Origin of the sequence: Prescottella agglutinans, from assembly GCF_004011865.1 — a bacterium.
GTDB lineage: Bacteria > Actinomycetota > Actinomycetes > Mycobacteriales > Mycobacteriaceae > Prescottella > Prescottella agglutinans.
Genome location: NZ_RKLP01000011.1, coordinates 89843 through 113675, shown reverse-complemented (window position 1 = coordinate 113675; position 23833 = coordinate 89843). Strand labels below are relative to the sequence as shown.

Here is a 23833-nt window from a genome sequence, read left to right as displayed (position 1 = left end):
GAGAACGACGATGACCAGTGAGCAGGACATCGCCCGGGAGGGTGAGGACAGAGAGAGCGCGGACGTGGTACTCGAGACTCAGAATGCGGACACCGACACCGAGGACGATCTGATCGAGGAAGGCGAGATCGCCGGCGACTACCTCGAGCAGCTGCTCGACGTCCTCGACTTCGACGGGGACATCGACCTCGACGTCGAGGGTGATCGCGCCGTCGTCAGCATCGACGGCGGCAAGGATCTGTCGAAGCTGGTCGGCCGCAAGGGCGAGGTGCTGGACGCGCTGCAGGAGCTGACGCGTCTGGCGGTCCAGCAGAGCACCGGTGTGCGCAGCCGCCTGATGCTCGACGTCGCTGGCTGGCGCGCCGGTCGTCGGGAGGAGCTCAGCGCCCTCGGCAAGGCCGCCGCGGAGCGCGTGCTGGCCTCCGGTGAGCGCGAGGAGCTCGCACCGATGACGCCGTTCGAGCGCAAGATCGTGCACGACGCGGTCGCGAAGGTGGACGGTGTCTCCAGCGAGAGCGAGGGCGCCGAGCCGAACCGTCGTGTCGTCGTGATCAAGGACTGACACATTCGGTCCGTCCGGATACGACGACCGCGGGTCCCAGCCACACGGCTGGGACCCGCGGTCTTTTCTCTTGTTGTGTGGTGGTGGGTTGGGGAGGATGTTTCACGTGGAACTGGTTGATGAGCAGTGGGATGTTGTCGGTGCGGCGGGGCGGGTGTTCGGTGATCGGGTGGGGTTGGCGGAGGCGTATCACGCGTCGTTGGCGTCCGATGGTGTGGTGCGGGGGTTGATCGGTCCGCGGGAGGTGCCGCGGTTGTGGGTGCGGCATGTGCTCAATTGTGCGGTGTTGGGTGAGTTGGTGGGGGCCGGTGAGTCGGTGGTGGATGTGGGGTCGGGGGCGGGGTTGCCGGGGATTCCGTTGGCGATTGCGCGGCCGGATGTGCGGGTGACGTTGGTGGAGCCGTTGCTTCGTCGGTCGGTGTATTTGCAGGAGTTCGTGGATTCGGTGGGGTTGGAGAACGTGTCCGTGGTGCGGGGGCGTGCGGAGCAGTCGGGTGTGGTGCAGGAGGTGGGTGGCGCGGACGTGGTCACTTCGCGTGCGGTGGCGCCGTTGGAGAAGTTGGCGCGGTGGTCGTTGCCGTTGGTGCGGGTCGGTGGTCGGATGCTGGCGTTGAAGGGTTCGAGTGCGGCGGAGGAGATTTCCCGGGACCGTGCTTCCCTCGCTCGGCTCGGGGCTGGCAAGCTGGAGGTCGTCGAGTGCGGTGGTGATGTGTTGCCGGTGCCGACGGTGGTGGTGCGGGCGGAACGAGTCGCCCACCATCGGCACCGCAGCCGGCGCTGACACGATCGCGGACCGGCGTCGCTCCTCCCCTCCCCCAACAGTTTTCGTCAGCCACCCACGACCGGCTGTGCCGGCCCGCACGGCACCGGTCGCGGGTGGCCCGGATCCAGCGCGTCGAGGACGTGCCCCGCGGCGGCGTGTGACGCCGCCGGCCGGCCGTCCGGCCCGGTGCCCCTCGGGCCGTTCCGGACCGGACCCCGGGACACGGACTTGTCGACTGTCGTTGCGCCGCCGCGGTAGTTGACGAAGCGGTCGGGAGGCGGCGAGCCCCGCGCGGCGCCGAGAATGTGCACGTGCCCCGCGTTGGTCGCCGTGCGCCCCCTGATCCACGACGTCGGCGGGCTGTGGGGCGCCGTCCGCCGCCGGTGCCACGCCCCGGACCGCACTGACCGCATGGGGCTGGTCGGTGTCGTCCCGTGGGTGGGCGCGAAGACGCGGTAGCCCTCGTCGGCGAGCAGGGGTGCGAACGTGATCCACGTGTTGCTGCGGTTCGAACCCGCGCCGTGCACGAGCGCGACGGGATCGGGGTGCGCTGCGCTCGGCGGGCGCGACCGGTCGGCGGACCCGGCCGCGGATCCGCCGGGGTCGGTGAACCCGTCCCGGTGCCAGCACGGACGTGACGCACGCGGCGGCGAGTGCGAACAGGACCCGCCGACGCAACCGATCCGGCTTCCGGGAGCCCGCGACCGCGCCCCTACCCCGATTCGACGCCCGGAACGCCGCGGAAGCGGCCTCGGCCGCGGATCGATGCCGTCCGTTCCGGTGTTTCACGTGAATCCCGCTGTCCTGCAATGAAAGACGTGTTTCGTCCGTTGTGGACTATTCGACCCGCGACGACGCCCATGCGATCACCCGGGCCCATTTCGTCACTGTGACGGCGGATCTCGCGCCGGCGCGGTTCCGTGGCCCCGAAGCGCGGCCGCCGACTCGCGCGGACGCTCCGACGGTGCCCGCCGCCGCCGGCGGTGACCGCTCGGCCCGGCCGGGACGACGCCGAAGCCCGCCGACGCCGCCCACGATTCACGTGAAACAACGGCACCCGCTTGCGGTCGCGCGCCGGGTGGTCGCGGGGCGCCGTCCCGCATCGCCGAAGTGTCCGGGTGCGGCCCCCGGTTCGTGACGGGGTGCGGCGGGCGTGGAACCGGCGCGGTGTTTCACGTGGAACGGTGCGCCGGACACCCAACCTCTCCCCTCCCCCCACCGAGTGATCCGCCCGGGACGGTGACCGCGATCCGAAAGACGGTGCCCGAGTTGGTTGTGTGGTGGTGGGTTGGGGAGGATGTTTCACGTGGAACTGGTTGATGAGCAGTGGGATGTTGTCGGTGCGGCGGGGCGGGTGTTCGGTGATCGGGTGGGGTTGGCGGAGGCGTATCACGCGTCGTTGGCGTCCGATGGTGTGGTGCGGGGGTTGATCGGTCCGCGGGAGGTGCCGCGGTTGTGGGTGCGGCATGTGCTCAATTGTGCGGTGTTGGGTGAGTTGGTGGGGGCCGGTGAGTCGGTGGTGGATGTGGGGTCGGGGGCGGGGTTGCCGGGGATTCCGTTGGCGATTGCGCGGCCGGATGTGCGGGTGACGTTGGTGGAGCCGTTGCTTCGTCGGTCGGTGTATTTGCAGGAGTTCGTGGATTCGGTGGGGTTGGAGAACGTGTCCGTGGTGCGGGGGCGTGCGGAGCAGTCGGGTGTGGTGCAGGAGGTGGGTGGCGCGGACGTGGTCACTTCGCGTGCGGTGGCGCCGTTGGAGAAGTTGGCGCGGTGGTCGTTGCCGTTGGTGCGGGTCGGTGGTCGGATGCTGGCGTTGAAGGGTTCGAGTGCGGCGGAGGAGATTTCCCGGGACCGTGCTTCCCTCGCTCGGCTCGGGGCTGGCAAGCTGGAGGTCGTCGAGTGCGGTGGTGATGTGTTGCCGGTGCCGACGGTTGTGGTGCGGGTGGAACGAGTCGCCCAACACGGTCGCCGGCACCGCTGAGTTCCGGGCATTCGAGGGCTCGAGGGTTGAGAATTGCGTCATGAGTGGCCACCAAGTGAAGGAGCAGTAGATGTCGGCTGGAGCTGAACCCGCCGTTTCACGTGAAACGCATTCACGGGAGCCGGTTTCACGGGAAACCACCACCCCGCCGGACTCGACGGACGGCAGTCGGGATCAAGACTTCGCCCACTCCTCCCCCTACGAGGGAATCACCCTCGCGGACACCCCGATCGGTGCCGCCGCGCAGCGCGCGAGTCAGGTGCTCCACCCCGGCTCGGTGACGCTCCCGAAGCCGCCGCAGCGACGGGTGTTCACGATCGCCAACCAGAAGGGCGGCGTCGGCAAGACGACGTCGACGGTGAATCTGGCGTCGGCGCTCGCCATCCAGGGACTCACGGTGTTGGTCGTCGACCTCGACCCGCAGGGCAACGCGAGCACCGCGCTCGGCATCCCGCACACGTCGGGGACGCCGTCGAGCTACGAATTGCTCCTCGGTGAGGTGACCGCGAAGGAAGCGATCCAGCAGAGCCCACACAACGAGCGCCTCTACTGCATCCCCGCGACGATCGATCTCGCCGGCGCCGAGATCGAGCTCGTGTCGATGGTGGCCCGCGAGAACCGTCTCAAGAACGCGCTGTCCCCGGCGGCCCTCTCCGACATCGACGCCGACTTCATCCTCATCGACTGCCCGCCGTCGCTGGGGCTGCTCACCGTCAACGCGATGGTCGCGGCGCGGGAGGTGCTGATCCCGATCCAGTGCGAGTACTACGCGCTCGAGGGCGTCGGGCAGCTGCTGCGCAACATCGAACTGGTGCAGGCCCACCTGAATCCGGAGCTGCACGTCTCCACCGTCCTGTTGACGATGTACGACGCGCGCACCAAGCTCGCCGACCAGGTGGCCGAGGAGGTGCGCAAGCACTTCGGCGACGCCGTGCTGCGCGCGGTGATCCCGCGCTCGGTGAAGGTGTCCGAGGCCCCCGGCTACGGGATGACCGTCCTCGACTACGACCCCGGATCGCGCGGGGCGATGAGCTATCTCGACGCTGGCCGGGAACTCGCGGCACGCGGCATGACCACCACGACGCAGGAGCAGTAGAGATGGCGCAGACACGCAAGGGCGGACTCGGTCGCGGGCTCGCGGCACTGATCCCGACCGGGCCCGCGAACGGCGGTCCGGGGCTGGGAACCGCGGCCGCGGATGTCATCATCGGCACCTCGGCCCCCGCCGCCGCTCCGGTCGACGGCGACGAGGCGGCGGCCGCTCCGGCCAAGCCGGCACCCAAGGCTCCGCGCAAGACGGCACCGAAGTCGGCCGCGAGCAAGCCCGCGAAGGAGCAGCCCGCGAAGGCGACGGCGAAGGAGCCCGCGAAGGCACCCGAGAAGGACGGCGGCGAGGTCGTCGCGACCGCACCGACCCCGACGCCGCCGGTCCGCACCGACCAGGAACCCCTCTCCCCCGCCGGCGCGGTCTACCACGAGATCCCGCCGCAGCTGATCGAGCCGAATCCCAAGCAGCCCCGCTCCGTCTTCGACGAGGAGGCCCTCGCGGAGCTGGTGCACTCGATCCGCGAGTTCGGGCTGATGCAGCCGATCGTGGTCCGTCGGGTCGGCGACGATCAGTACCAGCTCGTCATGGGCGAGCGTCGCTGGCGCGCCAGCCAGATCGCGGGGCTCGAGACGATCCCGGCGATCGTCCGCGAGACCGCCGACGAGTCGCTGCTGCGCGACGCGCTGCTGGAGAACATCCACCGCGTGCAGCTCAACCCGCTCGAGGAGGCGGCCGCGTATCAGCAGCTGCTCGAGGAGTTCGAGGTCACCCACGAGGAACTGGCCGCGCGGATCGGACGCTCCCGTCCCGTCGTGACGAACATGATCCGTCTGCTCAAGCTCCCGATCCCGGTGCAGCGCCGGGTGGCGGCCGGTGTGCTGTCGGCCGGACACGCGCGTGCCCTGCTGTCGCTCGAGGCCGGCGCGGACGCCCAGGAGGTGCTCGCGGCCCGCATCGTCGCGGAGGGCATGTCGGTCCGGGCGACGGAGGAAGCGGTGATGCTCGCCAACCGCGAGGGCCCCTCCCCTACCCCACCGGTGAAGCGGAAGCCGATCCAGATGCCGGGTCTGCAGGACGTGGCGGAACGCCTGTCGAACTCGTTCGACACCCGGGTGACGGTGAGCCTCGGCAAGCGCAAGGGCAAGATCGTCGTCGAGTTCGGGTCGGTCGACGATCTCGAGCGCATCGTCACGATGATGGAGAAGCAGTCGGGCAACTGACCGATACGTCACTGTGACGTTACGGGTGCGACGTGTGGAGTGGGGCTCGGTACCGGCATCCGAGGGAAATCGGCCCGGCCACCCGTTCGGCGGCAGAATGCCGCCGCCGCGCTGAGGACGGAACTATCCCCTATTCTGGAGGGGATAGTTCCGTCGAGGCGGGTGTGACTCCCCGAGTGGTCATGGAGGCTGGGGGCATGGAGGCTGGCGTACACGGTGTCCACTAGCGTCACGTCACTCACTCTGGACGGGCTCGACAAACTGTCCTCCCACGCCCGGCGATGCGTCTTCTGGGAGATGGATCCGGCCGCCGTCCGCACCTCGCGCGAGTTCAGCAGCTTCTACGACCCCGAGTTCGAGAAGGAAGCCTGGCTGTCGATGGTCATGCTCGAATGGGGTTCCTGCGGCCAGGTGGCCCTCGTCGACGACAAGCCCGCCGGCTGCGCGCTGTACGCCCCGCCGAGCATGGTGCCGCGCGCCGACCTGTTCCCCACCTCCCCCGTCAGTGCCGACGCGGTGCTGCTCACGACGATGCGCCTGGAACCCATCGGCGACGAGTACGGGCTGGGGTCGACGCTGATCCAGGCGGCCGTCGCCGATCTCGTGCGCCGCGGTGTGCGCGCGCTCGAGGCCTTCGGGATCCGGGCCGACCCCGACAGCGTCGCGAGCGGTGTCCCGTCGGCCACCGCGGCCCGGGAATGCTCCCCGCAGGAGTGCATGATCGGTGCCGACTTCCTGGAGGACGTCGGATTCGAGGTGGTCGCACCCCATCACCGGTTCCCGCGCCTGCGACTCGAACTCGACCGCGACCACCTGTGGAAGGCGGACGTCGAGGCGGCCCTGGAACGGCTCCTGGAGGTCGCGACCCTGTCGATGGTCGACATCGGCGAACGAACCGCCGTGGGGGCCTGCTAGGGCCCTCTACGGGGCCGGTCCGACCCGGCTGCGGCGCCGCGACGGGGCGTCAGCGTCCGCGTTCGGCGTCGGCCAGTTCCTCGGCGAGCAGTTCCGCAAACGTGAACGTCCCGGTGGGGGCGTCGTCCTGGCCCAGCAGGTACAGCCGCTTGACCGCGATGAGGATCGCCTCGGCGATGGTGTCGCGCTGGCGCGGATCGGTGAGCACAGAGACATCGGAATCGCTTGTGAGATAACCGATGTCGACCTGAACCGTCGGCATCTTGGTGATCCGCAACAGATCCCAGGTACGTCCGTGAGTCCTGCAGTCCCGCAACGGAGTTCGCGCCACGATCTCGCGCTGGATGAAGCCCGTGAGGATCTGCCCGATCATCGACGTGGACCCGTGCGAGTTGCCGAAGTGGAAGCTCGCCACACCGCTCGCCGCGGGGCTCGAGTGGCTGTCGCAGCGCAACGAGATCATCAGGTCGGCGTCGAACCCGTTGGACGTCTCGGCGCGCTGGGCCTCGCTCGGGTTGGCGTGATGCGGCCGGGACAGGAACGTCTCCATGCCCGTCGCCGCCATCCGGCCCTCGAGCCGGCTCGCGAGGTCCCACAGGATCTCGGCCTCGCTCATCGGCCCGTGCGGGGCCCGCACGATCATGCCGGTGTCGGCGCCGCCGAGGCCCGGATCGATCACGATCCGCTTGCCGCTCAGCTGCGGACCCGACCGGCGGACCAGCTCCTCCTCGCTGATCGCGTGCGGCGAACCGCCCGAGACGCGGGTGCCGAGCAGTTCCAGCGACCGCAGCGTCGCCGGTCCGCAGATGCCGTCGGCGGCGATGCCGATCTCGCGCTGGAACGAGCTCAGCGCCTCGTGCGTCTGCGGGCCGAAATAGCCGTCCACGCGCCCGATGTAGAAGCCCAGGTCCTGCAGGCGGGTCTGCAGGTGCGCGACGTCGTCGCCGTACAGCGGCGCGGACAGCTGGTAGATGAGGGTGCGGGCACCGAGCCGGTACGACGCCTCCTTGAGGGAGCGGTACGTCGCCGGGCCGACGATGCCGTCGACGAGCAGGCCGCGCTGCTGCTGGAACGCGCGGACCGCGGAATCGAGGTGATGGTCGAACACGGCGTCGGGGGCCACCCAGTGCGAGCCGTTGACGGTCTCGCGGTGCGTCTCCGCCACACCGTTGTGGAGGAAGCCCAGGCCGGTCAAAGTACCCCGGATCTCGGCGACGGCGGGGCCGTGGTCGCCGTGACGGAGTAGCTGCATGCTCGCGGGCCTTTCGTAGCGGACGTCGATCGATTCTCTCAGACGCCCCCGTCGCATCGGCAATCCACTAGGCCACAGTGTGACAAGGCTGTGGTGGCAGTCAGGTCACACTGTGGCCGGGTTCCGGGCCTACCGGACGGGGCCTGGAGGGGTCAGAGCACCTCGGCGAGGTCCTTGAGGAGGGCCGCCTTGCCCTTCGCGCCGACGATCGTCTTGACCGGCTTGCCGCCCTGGAACAGGATCATCGTCGGGATCGACATCACCTTGAATTCGCCCGCCGCGCTCGGGTTCTGGTCGATGTCCAGCTTCGCGACGGTGAGCTTGTCGGCGTGCTCACCGGCGATCTCCTCGAGCACCGGCGCGACCATCTTGCACGGGCCGCACCAGGTGGCCCAGAAGTCGACGAGCACGGGCTTGTCGGATTCGAGCACCGCCTGCTTGAACGAGTCGTCGCTGATGGTGATGGTGTTCGCCACGGGATCCTCCTGGGATCGGTCCGGATCGGGTTGAGGGTGGGTGGAACGGATCAGGCGTCGACGGCGACGGGCTCGCCCGCGGCCGCGAGGGTGTTCTCGGTGATGTCACCCTGCTCGGCCAGCCAGCGCTCGGCGTCGATGGCGGCGGAGCAGCCGGTGCCGGCCGCGGTGATGGCCTGGCGGTAGGTGTGGTCCACCAGGTCGCCGGCCGCGAACACGCCCGGGGCCGTGGTGGCGGTGGTCGGCGACTGCACCTGCACGTAGCCGGCCTCGTCGAGGTCGACCTGGCCCTTGACGAGCTCGCTGCGCGGGTCGTGCCCGATCGCGACGAACATGCCGGTCACCTCGAGCGTGGACTGCTCGCCGGTGACGGTGTCGCGGATCACCAGGCCGGTGACGCTGTTCTCGCCCAGCACCTCGACCGGCTCGGCGTTGGTGACGAAGCGGATCTTCTCGTTCGCCTTGGCGCGCTCGAGCATGATCCGGGAGGCGCGGAACTCCTCGCGGCGGTGCACGAGGGTGACGCTGCGGGCGAACTTGGTCAGGAAGGTGGCCTCCTCCATCGCGGAGTCGCCGCCGCCGACCACGACGATGTCCTGGTCGCGGAAGAAGAAGCCGTCGCAGGTCGCGCACGCGCTCACGCCGCGGCCGAGGAGCTTCTCCTCACCGGGGATGCCGAGGTAGCGGGCGGCGGCGCCCATCGCGAGGATGACGGCGCGCGCGTAGTAGGTCTCGCCGTTCGCGACGACCTTCTTGACCGGCCCGTCCAGCTCGATCTCCTCGACGTCCTCGGTGCGGATGTCCGCGCCGAAGCGCTTGGCCTGCTCGCGCATCTCGTCCATCAGGTCCGGGCCCATGATGCCCTCGCGGAAGCCCGGGAAGTTCTCGACCTCGGTGGTGGTCATCAGCGAGCCACCGAACTGCGTGCCCTCGAACAGGAGGGGCTCGAGTTCCGCGCGGGCGGCGTACACACCGGCGGTGTATCCGGCCGGTCCCGAGCCGACGATGATGAGGTCACGGACCGTGGTCGGAGTAGTCATTCGGGCCTTCCTGTTCTCTGAAGCTGTCCTGTGATGCTGTCGTTCACTGCTGCTCACACGAATTCGCCCGCTGGCGGCGCAGCTCGCGGAGTCGGTCAGCTCAACAACAGATTAGTTGGTGTTGTTCCCCGCGGCGGAGTGCCGCACTCGGCCGGTGCTGTCGAACGTTTCACGTGGAACCACGGATGTGGAACGGGTCATAGGCTCGCGGTGGCCGCCGGGAGGTCGGCCGGGCGTCAATCGCCGCGTCCGGCGCGCTCGTCCACGAAGGGCCGGACGAGGTCGGCCGCGATCCGTCGCACGTGCTCGACGTCCTCCCCCCGCTCGACCTGTCGGGTGGCGGCGTGCAGGACCGCGTTGATCAACTCGGCCGTGGCCGCGGCGTCCTGCACCCCCAGCTCGGTGAGCGCGTCGGAGAGCGGGGTGTAGAGGTCCTGGTGCATCGCGCGGCTCTTGGCATCGAGTTCCGGTCCGGGCGCGATCTGCGCGAGGGCCGTCGCGATGGCGTGTTCGCCCTCGGCGACGAGGGCCAGGTTGGCGTCGATGTACGCCAGGACGCGTTCCGCGGGCCCGCCGGCCCCGTCCATGGCCGAGGCCACGCGGGCCGACCACCGCGGGAAGGCGTCCTCGATCAGCGCCTCGAGCAGGTGCTGACGGGACTTGAAGTACTGGTACATGCTCGACCGGGCGAGCCCGGCGCGGGCGGCGACCTCCCCGAACGACGGGATCTCGGTCGCGCCCTCGGCGAGCACCTCCCGAGCGGCGTCGAGGAGGGCACGTTGCTGCGCGGCTCGATGTTCACCGACTGTGGGTGCATTGATCCGCGGCACGTGCCCTCCTCGCTCGCTGCGATGTTCCGGACTACCGGGGCGCGAGCCTGCCGTCGGTCATCTCGACCACCCGGTCGCAATAGTCGAGCACATCGTAGTCGTGGGTCACCATGACCGTGCCGACGCGTGATTCCCGGGTCTCCTGCACCAACAGCTGCACGATCTCGTGGCTCCGGGCGCGGTCGAGGGCCGCGGTCGGCTCGTCGACGAGGAGCAGCGTCGGCGTCGACACCAGGGCGCGGGCGATGCCCACCCGCTGGCGCTCGCCGCCGGAGAGCTGATCGGGGCGGCGGTCGGCCTTGTGGCCCAGGCCCACCTGCTCGAGCAGCGCGATCGGATCGCGGAACTTCCGGCCCTTGGTGTTGCCGAGATGCGACACCAGGCGCAGCTGGTCGGCCGCGGTGAGCGACGGGATCAGGTTGCCGCTCTGGAACACGAACCCGATGTGGTCGAGCCGGAACTTCGCGGCCTCCGCCTTCTTCATGGACAGCAGGTCGTGGCCGCCGACGCGGACACTGCCCGTGTCCGGGGCGGTGAGCGCGCCGGCGACGGCCAGCAGGCTCGACTTGCCCGAGCCCGACGGGCCGACGACCGCCACCATCTCGCCGGGGCGGACGGTCAGGCTCACGGCGTCGAGCGCCGTCACGGTCTGCTCGCCGTCCCCGAGACGCAGGTTGGCGTCGACGATCTCGAGGGCAGCGGTGTCGACGCGGGTGTCCGACACGGTGGTCATGGCAGAGTCCTTCCGGGCGCTCATCGCTGGCCTCCCAGCGCGTTCAACGGATCGACCGAGGCGATCCGGACGATCGCGATCGCGGCGCCGATCAGGCCGAGGACCGTCAGGAGGACCGCGGCGACCGCCACGGCGGCCGGTTCGAGCAGGAACGGCACTCCCCCGCCGATCAGCGAGCCGAAGCCGTAGCCGACCGCGGCACCGACCGCGACCGAACCGAGCAGCAGGATGAACGCCTGGGCCAGACCGTCACGCAGCAGGTAGCCGGTGGAGGCGCCCATCGCACGCATCACGGCGATCTCGTGCTTGCGCTGGATCGTCCACACCGTGAAGAAGGCGCCGACGACGAGCGCGGAGATGGCGTACAGGAACACCTTGATGAGGTCGAGCGTCATCGTCTCGGCGCTGAAGCCCGGCGAGGACTGGAACGAGTCCTCGAGGGACACCGTCGACGTCTGCGCGGCCGCGTCTCCGGCGGCGTAGTCGAGCGAGGCCCCGGGCTCCGCCCTCAGCGCGACCGCGGTGGACTCAGTCATCGCCTGGGCCGGGACGGGCTCGCCCGGGCGCACACCGGAATGCAGCTGGCGCCACATCTCGATCGGCAGGTAGGCGACGTCGACGTGGCCGAATGTCTGCTTCCCCTCGGTGACACCGACGATCCTCAGCTCGGTGCCGAGCCGGTCGATCGTGATGGTGTCCCCGAGGTCGACGCCCGCGTCGAGCGCGCTCCTGCTGACGACGATGCCGTCCGGGTCGCCCAGTCCGGCGCCGTCGGTGGCCGTGGGGGCGAGGAACGAGTCGGCCGGGACGCCGAACAGCGCGAAGTCGACCGGGACGCCGTCCTCGTTGTGGGCGTTGACGAGCATGTTGCCGAACGGCTGGGCCTCGGCGACGCCGGGCTGTGCGCGCCACGCGTCGACCTGCTCGTCGGTGACGATGCTGCGCGAGAACGCCGAATCGGTCTTGGTGCCTTCGTTGAACGCGAACCCGTCGACCGGCATGGCCTTCAGGCCCGAGACGCCGTCCTCCACGAGGCCGGAGGACAGGCCGGACAGCAGGACCATCAGCACGGAGATGAGGGCGATGACGCCGCCCATCAGGCCGAATCTGGATCGCGCGAACCGTAGCTCCCGCAGGGCTAGGAACATCTTTGACTCCTGGTCGGTGTGATCTGTCGATGCAGCCGACGAAGGAACCTTCCGAACTTCCGAACTTCCCATTTTCCCGACGGCCTGTCGGCAAATATACCAACACCGTGTCGGTAACCCGGGGTGACGCTGGTCTCGTCGCGGGCGGGGCTACCGGCGTCGCCCGCGTCTGCCGTTCTCCCGGACCGCCTCGCGGACGACGCACCGCGTCCCGCTGTAGATGGTGGGCACGCACTTGTTGCAGTGGACGCACAGGCCCTCGGCGACCCTGCGGGTGCGGAACTTCTCGGGCAGGTACGGATCGCGCAGCAGGGCGCGGGCCATGCCGACGAACTCGAAGCCCTCGTCCAGGGCGGTGTGGACGGTGTCGAGTCGATTGACGCCGCCCAGCAGGATCAACGGCATCGACAGCGCCTCACGGAACTGCCGCGCGAACGGGAGGAAGAACGCCTCCTCGAACGGGTAGGTCGGGAGGATCCGCGGCCCGTACACCTCGAGCCCGATGCCCACCAGCTTCGGTTGCGCCGCAATGAATTCCGACATCGGTACCTCGCCCCGGAAGTAGTACATCGCGTTGAGTAGCGAGCTCCCGCCGGTGAGTTGTAGCGCGTCGACGCAGCCGTCGGACTCGATCAGGCGCGCGATCTGCAGACTCTGGTCGAGCCACAGTCCGCGGGGGACGCCGTCGGCCATGTTGAACTTCGCGGTGACCGCGACGGAGTCGCCGACCGCGGACCGGACCCGTTCGAGCACCTCGCGGGGGAACCGGGACCGCGCCGCCACGCTGCCGCCGTAGACGTCGGTGCGCTTGTTGAGGTTGGGGCTCATGAAGCTGCTGAGCAGGTAGTTGTGACCCAGGTGCACCTCGAGGGCGTCGAACCCGGCGTCGACGGCCACCCGCGCGCCGGACGCGAAGTCGCGGGCGACCCGCTCGAGCTGCCGTGTTGTTGCGCCCTTGACCAAACCCATTGCGGGAGGACTGATTCGGGTGGACGGTGCGAGGGAGCGTGCCCGGTTGGAGATCTGGTTCGCCACCAGCCCGGCGTGTCCGATCTGCGCGGCTGCCAACGCTCCCTCGGCGTGCACCGCCTCGGTGAGCCGTCGCAGGTCCCGCCCCGTCGGCTCGTCGAGGACGAGCGAGTGGCGATGCACCCGTCCGCCGGGCGAGACCGCGCAGTAGGCGAGCGTGGTCATCGCCGCTCCCCCGCGCGCGACCTCCGCGTGGAAATCGATCAACTCGTCGGTGACCCGGCCGTGCGGCATGACACCTTCGAAGGTGGCGGCCTTGATGATCCGGTTCCGCAGCGTCAGCGGGCCGAGCCGGGCGGGGTCCCAGATCGGCGCCGCCGGTGTGCCCGGTGCCGCGGGACTCACGGCGCGACCCCCTCTGGCGTCCCGGCTGCCGGGGCGCGCACCGACGCCGACAGCGCCGCGCGCACCGGGCGCCACGTCAGGCCCAGTTCGGACACCGTCCGCGAGTCGTCGGTCGGCGTGGCGGCGGTGAGCAGCCATGCCGCCTCGTAGCTGAGCCCCGCGTTGACCGGCAACACCGCGCCGAGCGCGTCGGTGATCCGGCCGATTCCACGGAAGACGGCAGGAGCCAACGGAATACGCTTCAGACGACGCCTCGACGCGTATTCCAGGATGTCGATCAGCTCGTCGAAGGCGATCAGTTCGCCGCCGCACATGTACCGCCGCGGACCGCGACCCGGGCGCATCACCGCGGCGTGCACGTCGGCGACGTCGCGGACGTCGATCATCTGCATGCCCCCGCGCAGCCGCGGGGCCACCCCGGCCGCCACCATCGGCGCCCACCCCGTCTCTGTCACCCCGCGCATCCCGCCCAGCCCGGGCCCGACGAGGCTCGACGGATAGGTGATGACCACGGGCGCGCCCGCATCCTGCAACGCGCGGGCGATGCGGTCGGCGGCGGCCTTGGTGCGGCCGTACGCGCTGCGTCCCGGCGCGGTGGGGCTCTCCGGGCCGATCACCGGCCCCGGCGGCGGAAACAGCGCGCTGTAGCTCGCGACGTGCACGATCGGATCCAGCCCCAGCGCGGCCGCCCGGGTCAGCAGCGTCGCCGTGGCCGCGGTGTTGACCTCCCACATGAGCGTCTCGCGGCGGTTGTCGGTGCCCACGACGCCGGCGGCGTGCAGGACGGCGTCGCAGCCGTCGAGCAGGGTCGCCACGACGGCGGGGTCGCGGATGTCGCCGCGCAGGACCTCGACGCGGTCGGCGGCGGGCCCGAGCAGCGGCAACACGGCGGACACCGACTCGTCCGGATGCACCAGCAGGCGGATGTGGTGGCCGTCCGCGAGCAGCGCCCGGGTGGTGTGCGCACCGAGGTAGCCGGTGCCTCCCGTGACCGCGACCTTCATGCCGCCTCCCGTCGATTCCAATTACGGTACCACTGGACTCGTAAACGAAGGAATGGCGCGAGCGAACCGTCTTGACAGACAATTCGGGGCGATGAATGCACACGTGACCGATAGCGCCGCCGGCACCGGGCGCCCGAGGGATCCCCGCATCGACGCCGACGTCCTGGCCGCCACCCGGGAAATGCTGGTGGAGGTCGGATGGGAGCAGTTGAGCATGCGCGGGATCGCCGTGCGTGCCGGGGTGAGCCGTGCGGCGCTGTCGCGGCGCTGGGCGTCCAAGGCGCACCTGGTGCTCGACGCCCTCCTGGGTGCGACGCCGGACCTCGAACCGTTCGAGGGCACCGACCGCGCCGGCTGGATCGACTGGGTGATCACCGGCAGCGCCCAGTTGTTCTCCCGGCCGGACGTGCGTGAGGCGTTGCCGGGTCTGCTCGCCGCCCTGCGCGACCACGAGGACCTGCGGACGGCACTGTGGCAGGGTTTCAGCGGCCCGGCAACGGAACTGTTCGCCGCGCACGGCGCCGACGGCCCGACCCCCGACGAGACCCGTGCCCGAGACCTCTTGGACGCCAAGGCGGTACTGGTGCTGGCGTCGGGTGCCGCGCTGTTCTCGAGTCTCATCGCCGAGGACGACGACACCCCGGAACTCCGCGCGCGCATCCGGGAACTGCTGGTGCCGGTGGCGGACAGGCCCACCGAGGTGGACGAAGAATAGACCCGCTCAGCCGATTTCGGCCTGCGAGAGCAGGTCGGGGGTGGAGGCGTCGCAGCCGGCGCCGACCACCAGCGCGGTGAGGGCCGGCGGACGGGGTCCGGCGACGAGCATGAGTACGGCGTCGACGCCGCGGAACCGCACCGCCCGGGCACCCAGCACGGGCGTCGTGGGCTCGATCCCGTTGGCCTGCAGGCAGGCGCCGCGGATCCCCGGGTCGGCGAGGCGCCCCACGTCCGCCCCGCCCGTAGCGCCGCGGACCAGGGCGAGCGCCTGGCCGCCGTCGAGGTCGCTGCCGAGGTCGGCGACCGCCTCCCCCGACGTCGTGGACGTGGGGGTCGCGATCACCACCGGCGCCGTCGAGTCGGCGCCGTCGAGGCCGGTGAGCGCGAACACCAGGGCGACGGCCGCGGCCGTCGCGGCGACCGCGACGGCCAGCCACGTCGCCGCACGTCGTCGGGAGGGTGCGTCCGCCAGGGACGTGACCACACCGGCCGAGCCGGCATCCTGCTGTTCCAGGGCCGAATTGATGCGGGCCGCGATCTCCGGGGGCACCGGGGTCCCGATGCTGTGATCGCGCCCCACCTCGCCGAGCCTGGCGGAGACGGTGTCGAGGGCGTCCAGCACCGCGAGCGCGTCGGAATCCTGCCGCACGAGCGGCCACAGGCGGGCGCTCACGTCCGCGGGGAGGACGCCGGCGTGCAGGTCGGCGAGCAGTTCCGCCGAGAACGGGGGGCCGAGCATCTCTGCGCCGTCGTGGACCGCCATCTCACCTCCTACCCGCGGGTTCCGGGGCACGATCGTGCCTTCAATTGGTTCAGACGCGGGGAGATCAAGATCGGTTCCCTACATCTCGCAAGTATTCCAAATGCGAGGCCAGCTTCACGCGGGCGCGGGCGCAGCGACTCTTGACCGTCCCCTCCGGGACACCGAGCCGCCGCGCCGCCTCGGCCACCGAATATCCCTCCATGTCGACGGCGACGATCGCGGCCCGCTGCTCGGGCGGTAGCCGCAGCAGCGCCCGGTCGACGAGCAGCGCGGTCTCCCGCTCGGCGATGTGGTCCCGCTCGTCGCGCGGATCGACGGTCTCCTCCGACGACAGCGACACCGTCGGTCGGGCGCGGTTCCGCCGGATCCGGTCGAGACACGCGTTGACCACGATCGTGTGCAGCCAGCTGCGCACGGCCGCGTCCTCCCGGAACGACCCCGCCGTGCGGTGCGCGGACAGCAGCGCCTCCTGCAGCGCGTCGGCCGCGTCCTCGACGGTGTAGCTCGTTCTCCTCGCAACGTGCCATAGATGGTCGTAGTGCCGGCTCAGCAACTCCGCGAACGCGCCCCCGTCACCCGACGCGTGCGCTGCCAAGAGTTCTGCATCCGACAGACCAGCTTTGGCGACCCCCCTGAAGATTCGCACCGGCGGATGTTAGCCGATCGGTTGCCCGGCGGTCCTCCTCGGGACGGCGCGAATCCGGTCAGGATGCCGCGGTGAACGACACCTCGGCGATTCCGGACTGGTTCTTCCCGCCCGTCGTGCTCAGATCGGTGATCCACACGAGGACGTTCTTGGTGGCGCTGTCCGACGTCAGCGGGATGTCCGTCACACCGTTCTTCAGGGTCGCGGTGCCGATGACCCGCGTCTGGTCGAGGGACGTGTTCGGCGCCGGAGCGGTGCGGATCTCCACCTGCGTCCCCGCGCTCGGGGACGTGATCTGCATGCTGGTGAGCTTCGCGGCCTCGGGCAGCGTCACCATCAGACCCACGCCGGGCTTGAGCGCCGGGAACGGCTGGAAGTAGGCGTCGGTGCTCCACACCGTCGCCGGGTTCCCGTCGATCGCCAGGCCGGCGTTGGCGGCGTTGTCCGGCGTGCCCTGCGGCGAGAACACCGCCGCGCTCGCCGGCTTGACCGGACCGGACGCGGGCGGCGGCACCGATGTGGGCGCGGCGGGCGCCTCGGACGCCTCCGCCGACGTGGTCAGGCCGAGGTTCTGGTTCGTCAGCGGCTCGTCGGAACTGCCGCCCGTGAGCAGGTTCGCCAGCCACCAACCGATCAGCGCGAGCACCAGCACGGTGAGCGCACCCAGCGAGACCAGCGCGATGAGGGTGCGGTTCGACTTCTGCTTCTCGGCCGCGACCGCCTCGGGATCGGCGAGCGCGTGACTGTCGCTGCCCGGTGCCCGCTGGCCCAGTCGCAGCGCCGGCATGAGATCGGTCTTCTGGTCCACGACCGTCGCCTGGTCGAGGATGTGCTGCACGGTCGCGGCCGCGCGGATGCCGCTGTCGCCGCCCAGCGCCCGCACCGCGACCGCGGAGATCTCGAACGGCACCTCGGGGCGTATCGCCCGCGGTTCGACGGCTCGGCCCGACGCGTCCCGATCGGCCGGACGCATGTCGTCCTCGGCGGAGTCGGTGAACGTGTCGTTCAACGGCCACCGGGCCGTGATCAGGGCGTAGAGCATCGCGCCGAGGCCCTTGACGTCGGCGGCCGGGTCGGCGTCGGACAGGGTGCCGGGGAACGCCATGACGGCGTCGCCGGCGGTGCTGATGCGGATCCGGTCGGGGTCGTCGATCGACAACGCGCTGCCGCCGCGGTGCGCGGCCTCCGCGGCCGCCGCGAGCGCGCGCACGGCCCGGGCCGCACCGATCGGCGACGGCTCGGTCTCGGCCATCTCCTTCAGCGAGCGGCCGGGCGTCCACTCGGCGACCACGATGCCGCCCGAGCTGCCGCGCACGACGTCGAGGACGCGGGCGAGGCCGGGCGAGTTGATCCGACCCAGGCGCAGGGTGCGGGACAGGATCGCCTGCGGGCCGTCGGGGCCCGTCGCCGCCGGTCCCTCGGCCCGCTGGTCGGCGTCGACGAAGGTGAGCGCGACCTCGCGGTCGAGCTTGATGTCGAGCGCCTGCCAGAACTGCAGCCCGCGGGCGCCGCCGTGCGGCGCGAGCAGCCGGTAGCGGCCACCGGCCACCGACGCACCCGGGATCAGCTGCGGACCGCGCAGACGGCGCGGTTCGGGGACGGCGCCGGTCACACGCAGCGGCGGCATCTGCGGCGAGAAGATCGGGAAGACGCCGGTATCGATGTTGGGGTCGCGTCGGCGTCGGCGCTCACGTTCACGCGCCGCGTCCTCCGCCGCGGAAGTTGCTGCAGCAGATTCGCTTTCGTCCGTCTCGTCAGGAGCGGGCGGCGTCGCGGACTGCTCGTCCGTCGTGTCCCCTGCGGCGGTGTCCGCCACCTTCGTGGTGCCGTCCTCGACGTCAGTGGCCGTGCCGGACTTCTTGTCGGCACCGTCGTCGTCGCTCACACGCGCTCCTTCTATGAACTCGTCGGGAATATAGTCCCCACCGACGTATGCCTCGCTGCGTCCAGGGTACGGGAGACCGTCCGGTCTATCGAGGGCCCGCGGGAGGTCCCGGATCACCGGAATCAATTCGGTATCAGGCTCGTACGCCAACGTGGTCGGCGCCTCGTCCGGCTCGGTGGCGGCGCGGCCACGCAGGCCCGGGATCCTCCGCTGGACGGCGACCGTGATCGCGACGACCTCGGGCACCTTCGCGAGCCACATCAGGACGAACGTCACCACCATCATCAGCACGCCGGTGATCGCGACGCGGATCATCGCGCCAGGGCCGCCGAACGACTCGGACAGCCGGTCTAGCCCGAGCAGCGTGTCCGCCGCGAACATCGACACCGCGCCGGCCGCGGATGCGAGCAGCACCACCCACACCGTCTTGCCGACGTTCGCCATCCGCAGGTCGCCGAGGCTGCGATGCAGCAGGAACCCGCCGATGAACGCGCCCGCCACGTACGCGAGACCGTTCGCGACACCGAGCAGGACCACCACCTGCTGGCTGTCCGACGAGAGCACCGGGGCAAGGGCGGACAGGGCGATCTTCACACCGGTGATGCCGAGCACGATCCATGTCGGGGTCCATGCCTGTTCGCGCGCGTAGAACACGCGCAGGTGGATCAGCACCAGCGAGTACGGGATGAGCGTGAAGGCCGACCAGCTGACGGCCTCGCCGAGCCGTTCGGCGTTACCGGCGCCGAAGTTGCCGTAGCCGTACAGCGCGTGTCCGATCTGCGGACCGGCGAACGTGAAGAACGTGATGACCGGGATCAGCGCGATCATCGTCAGCCGGGTCGCGACGGACAGGTCGTCGACCACGGCCGGGGTGTCGTCGGCGGCGGCGTTGCGGCTGAGCCGCGGCATGATCGCGGTCAGGACGGTGACGCCGAGGACGCCGTACGGCAGCTGCAGCAGCAGCCACGCGTTCGAGTAGATCGCCGGGCCGGCCTCGTCGGCGTGCGCCGAGATGCGGGTCGCGAACATCATGCCGAGCTGACTGATCAGCACGTACAGCACGATCGCGACGGCCATGCCACCGAACTGCTTGAGCCGGTCGTCGACGCCCCACAGCGGGCGCAGGGAGATGCCCTGCTTGCGGATCGCGGGCACCAGGCTCACGGCCTGCGTCACGACACCGGCGGTCACACCGAGGCCGAGCAGCAGCACGTGCGGGTCGCTGATGCTGACCGGGTCGAGCGAGATCTCCCCCGGGAGCAGCCAGTACGCCACGAGGATGCCGAGCACCACCAGGTTGTTCAGGACCGGAGCCCACGCGCCCGGTTTGAACACCTGCCGGGTGTTCAGGATGGCGGTGAGCAGCGCCGAGAGCCCGTAGAACAGGATCGCCGGCAGGAGCAGGAAGACCAGCGCCGTGGTCAGCTCGGTGTTGACCTCGCCGTCCTTCGGCAGGAAGACGTACGTCGTGAGGATCGGCGCGGCCGCGGTCGCGAACAGCGTCGCCGTGCCCAGCAGCGCGAGCGCCGCCGTGAAGAGTCTTCGGACGAACGCGGCGCCCTGATCCGGGTCCTCCTGTTCGGCCCGGACCAGCACCGGCACCACGATCGCGGTGAGCACCGCACCGAGCACCAGCTCGGAGATCATGTTCGGGATCTGGCTGGCGACGGTGAACGCGCTGGCCACCGCGGGACCGAGAGCGGTCAGCAGCAGCAGCTGCTTGAGGAAGCCGGTCATGCGGCTGATCAGCGTCGCGATCGCGATCGATCCCGTGGCGGCGAGCAGGCCGCCCTTCTTCGGCGGTTCCTTCTCGGCCGCCGGCTGCGACTGGGGCTGCGGCCGCGTCGTCGGTGCGGCTGCGGGGGCGGGTGCGGGTGCCGAAGCGGCCGCGGGTGCAGGCACGGGCCGGGGCGGCATCGGGCCCGGCGGGACGACCCGGGGCGGCATCGGGCGCGGGGGCACCGGCCGCGGACCACCCTGTGGGACCGGGCGCGGGCCACCCTGCGGGCCCGGACGCGGTCCGGCGGGCGGCATCGGGCGCGGCCCGTTCGGCGGTGCCGGTCGCGGCGGCACGCGGTTCGGGCCACCCTGGGGCTGCGGTCGCGGCGGGTTCTGCATCGGCGGGTTCGGCGGCATCGGGCGCGGACCACCCGGCGGCGGCACCGGGCGCGGACCACCCGGCGGCACGGGCCGGGTGCCGCGCGGTGGCATGGGGCGCGGCGGGTTCTGCGGGCGTGACCCCGGCGGCATCGGTGGCTGACCCTGGTCACGCATCGGCCGCGACCCCGGCGGCTGTGGGGCACCAGGGTCTCGTGGTGTCGGCCGCGCCGACGACCGATAGCCCTCGCCGGGAGAGTTCTCGGTCATTGACGTTCATACCCTTCGTCGGCTCGATCCGGCTGGCCCCGGAACCGGTGCCAGAGTCGGCGCCCGGCGAGGAACAGCAGAAGTGCACCAGCACACGCGGTAATTATCGCCAAAGCTTGGCCGTACGCGTTCGACCGCACCGTGACGGAGGTCTGTTCTCCCAGTTCATGGCCGCTTTCGGTGGTCAGTGAGAAATCCACCACCATGGTGCGCGAGTCGGAGATCTCGGCGGGAACCTGCAGCGACCGACTGCCGCGCGGCGGCAGCTGTTGCGGCCCGATGTCGGTGATCTGCACGCCTTCGGGGGCGTCGACCTGCAGTTGCACGGTGATGGCCACCGGCAGGTCGTTGCGCGCCACCAGCAGCAGCGGGCTCTGCTCGGACGCGAGCGTGTACACGCCGCCCGGGGCGAGGATCGTGACCGCCGCGTACATGCCGTCGATCGCGGCGGCGACGTCGCCGACACGGGTGTGGGCGGCCTGCTCGGCGGCGGTGGCCGTCGCGGTGTCCTGGTCCCGCCGTCCCGACAGGCTCATCGCCCGCACCAGGTCCTCGCGCAGCGGTGCCATGAACCGGGTCGGCGTCAGCGGCACCTGCGGGTCCTCGACCAGCGCCTGCGTCATCTCGTCGATGCGCGGGCTCTGCATCCCGACCCCCCATTCGACCGATTCGGGGGTGCCGTCGACGATCGCGCGCTGAGGGTAGGCCAGGTCCGCGACCTGCGCCGTCGTGGGCCGCTGCTCGGTCACCTTCTCCAGGGACCGCGAGGTCGCGAGGCCGGAACGCAGCAGGGTGGCGACCGTCGACAGGACCGCGGAGGCCTCGTCGCCGTCGGCCGACCACTGCTGCGGCGGGACGATCAGCATCGACCGGTCCGACGTGCGCGTCGTGGCCGTCGCCCCCGAGGTGCTGCCCGAGCCCTGCAACGACAGCCAGGTCACCGCGCCCAGCGCGTCCTGCAGGCGCGCCGTGCGCGAGTCCCGGTCCAGGTTGTAGCGGGCGCGTTCGGGAACGTACGACGGCGTCTGCGGGTCGGAGCCGACGGCGGCCAGCGCGGCGGCCGCCGAGACGTCGAACAGGGCGGCGTCGACGGCGTCCTCGCCGCCGCCCGCGATCGTCACCGTCCGCCCCGACGACGACGTGGACTCGACCGCGTTCGCCGCCAGCAGCGTCGTGGTGGGGCCGAGCCGGTGCAGCATCTGCGCCGACGCCTCGTCGAGGACACCGGAGTCCGGCCACGTCACGTTCCGGAGCGAGGTCACCCCGAGGATCGTGTCAACGATCTCGGCGGGCGACTCCAGCGCGCTCCGGGTCAGGGCACCGTCGTCCACCCGGCTCAGCGCCGCGAGGTCGACCTGCGCGAACGGGACCGCGGTGATGCACATCTTCCGGGCGAGCGTCTCGAGTCGCTCCAGCCACGCTGCGGCGGCGTCGCGTCCTTCACCGTCGTGGGCGGGCCCGGTCGGGTCCGCCGGATCGTCGACCACCAGGTAGCCCTGGGTCATGTTGCTGACGGTGATCAGCAGGTCGGGGTCGACGGCGAGGCACATGCTGTCGGTGAGCCGGCGGTCGCGGTCCATGTCGGGGCCGGTCGCGATCTCGGCGGCACCGAGCAGCTGGTCGAGCCGGCCGCCCTGCGAGAGGGACCCTGCGAGGTCGTCGTCCACCAGCCGGACCTTCTCGTTGGCCGATCCGGGGATCCCGGCGGCCAGCTGCGGCTCGTCCGCGAGCGGCCACAGCAGCGTGACCGCCAGCGGGTTGGACGTGTCCGGGGGAACCGGGGCTGTCGGGGACGTCGAGGCCGACCCCTGCGGGGTGCTGTCCGAGGTGCCCCCCGCCTGCGGCAGCCCCAGCACCGGGAGCAGGAACCGGGCGTCGTCGAGGCGCGCCTGTCCGCCGTACGCGGGGGTGCCGTTGACGTTGACCAGCAGCGGGTAGACGCCGGGCTCGGTGATGTCGAGGGACGCCCCGGAGACCGAGCGCAGCGGCAGCGACAGCGTGAACTGCTTCCGCTCACCCTCGTCGAGGCTGTCCGCGACCTCGACGAACGGGCCGACGACGTCGAACTCGCCCTGATCGAGCTCCAGCGATGTGCGCAGCTCCAGGCTCGAGTCCACCACGGGGGCCCGTTGGAGCCGGACCCCGATGTCGGTGACCGGGCGGTCGCCGACGTTGGTGACGGTCCCGGTGACGGTGACGACGGGTTCGGTCGTGGTCGTCACGGTGGTCGGCGTGACGTCGTCGATGTGCAGGCTCAGGAACTCCGGTTGCGCCCGCGACTTGGTCGCCGGGGCCCGGGTGGTGGACGTGGCCGCGTCGGACCCCGTCCCGGACTCGCCCGACGTCGTGGTCTGCGCGGACGCGAAACCGGCGCCGAGGGTGCCGACCAGCACTGCACTGATCAGCATGAGGACGAGAGTCAGCGCCGTGAGGACCGTGGCACCGGATCGTCGCCATGCCGGACGCGATGCCACTGTCATTCCGCGTCGGACCCCCTGGTGCGTGAGGGTTCCATGTCCGCGATGAGTTGGCCGGCGATCTCCGCGAGCTTGCGCTCGTCGGCGTAGGCGAGGCGGGAGTCCAGCTCGGACAGCGGCACCCAGGCCACCTCGGTGACCTCGATGTCGGCGTCGGACAGCTCACCGCCGAGCGACCGCATCAGGTAGTGGTGCACGGTCTTGTGCACGCGCCGGCCCTCGGTGACGAACCAGTAATCGATGCTGCCGAGGGAGGCGACGACGGCACCACGGATGCCGGTCTCCTCCGCGACCTCGCGCATCGCGGTCTGCTCGGCGGTCTCGCCCTGTTCGATGTGTCCCTTCGGCAGCGACCACAGCAGGCGGCCGCGGCGGTCGGTCCGTCCGATCAGGGCGGCGCACAGTTTGTCCCGGGGGCCGCCGAGGCCGTCGACGACCAGTCCCCCGGCGGAGGTTTCGCGCACGGTCCGCATGTGGGGCGTGGCGGATCCGGCGCCCGCGCCGCGCCGCCGCGAGGAGCGGCGGTTACGGTTTGCACGTTCGGCGGCGGACACCTCATTGATCGTAGTTGACAAACCAGGACCGGCCGGACTCCCACGCCCTCGTGGGTTGGGGCGCTGCATGCGCGTTCGGGC

Annotated in this window: 22 protein-coding genes; 8 read left to right on the top strand and 14 right to left on the bottom strand. The window is 70.8% G+C overall.

Translation table 11 applies throughout. From position 1 onward, the window contains the following. Positions 1–10: 10 nt before the first annotated feature. Together EGT67_RS20015 and rsmG (EGT67_RS20010) are read left to right on the top strand one after the other, a co-directional pair. Positions 11–562 carry a Jag family protein gene (locus EGT67_RS20015; protein ID WP_127917846.1) on the top strand — a complete coding sequence of 184 codons (552 nt, stop codon included), beginning with the start codon at positions 11–13 and terminating at the stop codon, positions 560–562. A gap of 97 nt (positions 563–659) precedes the next feature. Further along, positions 660–1343, top strand: coding sequence for a 16S rRNA (guanine(527)-N(7))-methyltransferase RsmG (gene rsmG / locus EGT67_RS20010; RefSeq protein ID WP_127917845.1), 684 nt, complete (start codon positions 660–662; stop codon positions 1341–1343). Positions 1344–1390: 47 nt separating this feature from the next. Here rsmG (EGT67_RS20010) and EGT67_RS20005 read toward each other — a convergent pair whose 3' ends face one another. After that, positions 1391–1852 (bottom strand): hypothetical protein, encoded by a 462-nt coding sequence (locus EGT67_RS20005; RefSeq protein ID WP_127917844.1) that lies wholly within the window; start codon positions 1850–1852, stop codon positions 1391–1393. A 770-nt stretch (positions 1853–2622) separates the two neighbouring features. Between EGT67_RS20005 and rsmG (EGT67_RS20000) the strand changes: the two genes are divergently transcribed. From rsmG (EGT67_RS20000) to EGT67_RS19985, 4 genes are all read left to right on the top strand, one after another. Further along, entirely contained in the window at positions 2623–3303 is a 681-nt protein-coding gene (gene rsmG / locus EGT67_RS20000) for a 16S rRNA (guanine(527)-N(7))-methyltransferase RsmG (RefSeq protein WP_127917843.1), read from the top strand. Between the two features lie 70 nt (positions 3304–3373). Beyond that, positions 3374–4399, top strand: coding sequence for a ParA family protein (locus EGT67_RS19995; RefSeq protein WP_127917842.1), 1026 nt, complete (start codon positions 3374–3376; stop codon positions 4397–4399). Between the two features lie 2 nt (positions 4400–4401). Further along, entirely contained in the window at positions 4402–5571 is a 1170-nt protein-coding gene (locus tag EGT67_RS19990; RefSeq protein ID WP_127917841.1) for a ParB/RepB/Spo0J family partition protein, read from the top strand. A 216-nt stretch (positions 5572–5787) separates the two neighbouring features. Next, the gene (locus EGT67_RS19985; RefSeq protein ID WP_127917840.1) at positions 5788–6486 is read left to right on the top strand and encodes a GNAT family N-acetyltransferase; all 699 of its coding nucleotides are present in this window, start codon (positions 5788–5790) and stop codon (positions 6484–6486) included. A gap of 49 nt (positions 6487–6535) precedes the next feature. Here the strand turns inward: EGT67_RS19985 and EGT67_RS19980 are convergent, their stop codons facing one another. The 8 genes from EGT67_RS19980 to EGT67_RS19945 all read right to left on the bottom strand — a co-directional run bounded on the left by EGT67_RS19980 (position 6536) and on the right by EGT67_RS19945 (position 14343). Further along, positions 6536–7738, bottom strand: coding sequence for an N-acetylmuramoyl-L-alanine amidase (locus EGT67_RS19980; RefSeq protein WP_127917839.1), 1203 nt, complete (start codon positions 7736–7738; stop codon positions 6536–6538). A gap of 152 nt (positions 7739–7890) precedes the next feature. Beyond that, complete coding sequence (gene trxA, locus EGT67_RS19975) at positions 7891–8214, bottom strand: thioredoxin (RefSeq protein WP_127917838.1); 324 nt, start codon at positions 8212–8214, stop codon at positions 7891–7893. Between the two features lie 50 nt (positions 8215–8264). After that, positions 8265–9254, bottom strand: coding sequence for a thioredoxin-disulfide reductase (gene trxB, locus EGT67_RS19970; RefSeq protein ID WP_127917837.1), 990 nt, complete (start codon positions 9252–9254; stop codon positions 8265–8267). 236 nt (positions 9255–9490) lie between these two features. Beyond that, positions 9491–10084 carry a TetR/AcrR family transcriptional regulator gene (locus EGT67_RS19965; RefSeq protein ID WP_127917836.1) on the bottom strand — a complete coding sequence of 198 codons (594 nt, stop codon included), beginning with the start codon at positions 10082–10084 and terminating at the stop codon, positions 9491–9493. A 31-nt stretch (positions 10085–10115) separates the two neighbouring features. Further along, complete coding sequence (locus EGT67_RS19960; protein ID WP_241566134.1) at positions 10116–10817, bottom strand: ABC transporter ATP-binding protein; 702 nt, start codon at positions 10815–10817, stop codon at positions 10116–10118. A 20-nt stretch (positions 10818–10837) separates the two neighbouring features. Beyond that, entirely contained in the window at positions 10838–11965 is a 1128-nt protein-coding gene (locus tag EGT67_RS19955; RefSeq protein ID WP_127917834.1) for an ABC transporter permease, read from the bottom strand. 150 nt (positions 11966–12115) lie between these two features. Continuing rightward, positions 12116–13303, bottom strand: coding sequence for an NADH:flavin oxidoreductase (locus EGT67_RS19950; protein ID WP_241566150.1), 1188 nt, complete (start codon positions 13301–13303; stop codon positions 12116–12118). A gap of 32 nt (positions 13304–13335) precedes the next feature. Then, a complete protein-coding gene (locus EGT67_RS19945) occupies positions 13336–14343 on the bottom strand; it encodes an NAD-dependent epimerase/dehydratase family protein (RefSeq protein WP_127917832.1) in 1008 nt (335 codons plus the stop codon). A gap of 91 nt (positions 14344–14434) precedes the next feature. On the opposite strand from EGT67_RS19945, the gene EGT67_RS19940 reads away from it, so the two are divergent. Continuing rightward, complete coding sequence (locus tag EGT67_RS19940) at positions 14435–15058, top strand: TetR/AcrR family transcriptional regulator (protein WP_127917831.1); 624 nt, start codon at positions 14435–14437, stop codon at positions 15056–15058. A 6-nt stretch (positions 15059–15064) separates the two neighbouring features. On the opposite strand, the gene EGT67_RS19935 is transcribed toward EGT67_RS19940, so the two are convergent. The 3 genes from EGT67_RS19935 to EGT67_RS19925 form a co-directional block, all read right to left on the bottom strand. Further along, entirely contained in the window at positions 15065–15823 is a 759-nt protein-coding gene (locus EGT67_RS19935; RefSeq protein WP_127917830.1) for a hypothetical protein, read from the bottom strand. A 64-nt stretch (positions 15824–15887) separates the two neighbouring features. Continuing rightward, positions 15888–16469 carry an RNA polymerase sigma factor SigM gene (sigM, locus tag EGT67_RS19930; protein ID WP_127917829.1) on the bottom strand — a complete coding sequence of 194 codons (582 nt, stop codon included), beginning with the start codon at positions 16467–16469 and terminating at the stop codon, positions 15888–15890. A gap of 58 nt (positions 16470–16527) precedes the next feature. After that, entirely contained in the window at positions 16528–20091 is a 3564-nt protein-coding gene (locus EGT67_RS19925) for a lipid II flippase MurJ (RefSeq protein WP_277750164.1), read from the bottom strand. On the opposite strand from EGT67_RS19925, the gene EGT67_RS25500 reads away from it, so the two are divergent. Next, on the top strand, positions 20090–20614 hold the full coding sequence (locus tag EGT67_RS25500; RefSeq protein WP_277750163.1) for a hypothetical protein: 525 nt from the start codon (positions 20090–20092) through the stop codon (positions 20612–20614). The two genes, EGT67_RS19925 and EGT67_RS25500, sit on opposite strands and share 2 nt — an antisense overlap. A gap of 103 nt (positions 20615–20717) precedes the next feature. On the opposite strand, the gene EGT67_RS19920 is transcribed toward EGT67_RS25500, so the two are convergent. Both EGT67_RS19920 and EGT67_RS19915 read right to left on the bottom strand, forming a co-directional pair. Beyond that, the gene (locus EGT67_RS19920; protein WP_127917828.1) at positions 20718–23201 is read right to left on the bottom strand and encodes a glycoprotein; all 2484 of its coding nucleotides are present in this window, start codon (positions 23199–23201) and stop codon (positions 20718–20720) included. Further along, positions 23198–23752, bottom strand: a complete 555-nt coding sequence (locus EGT67_RS19915; protein WP_127917827.1) for an NUDIX hydrolase — start codon at positions 23750–23752, stop codon at positions 23198–23200. Before EGT67_RS19915 ends, EGT67_RS19920 begins: the two co-directional genes overlap by 4 nt. Between the last annotated feature and the right edge of the window lie 81 nt (positions 23753–23833).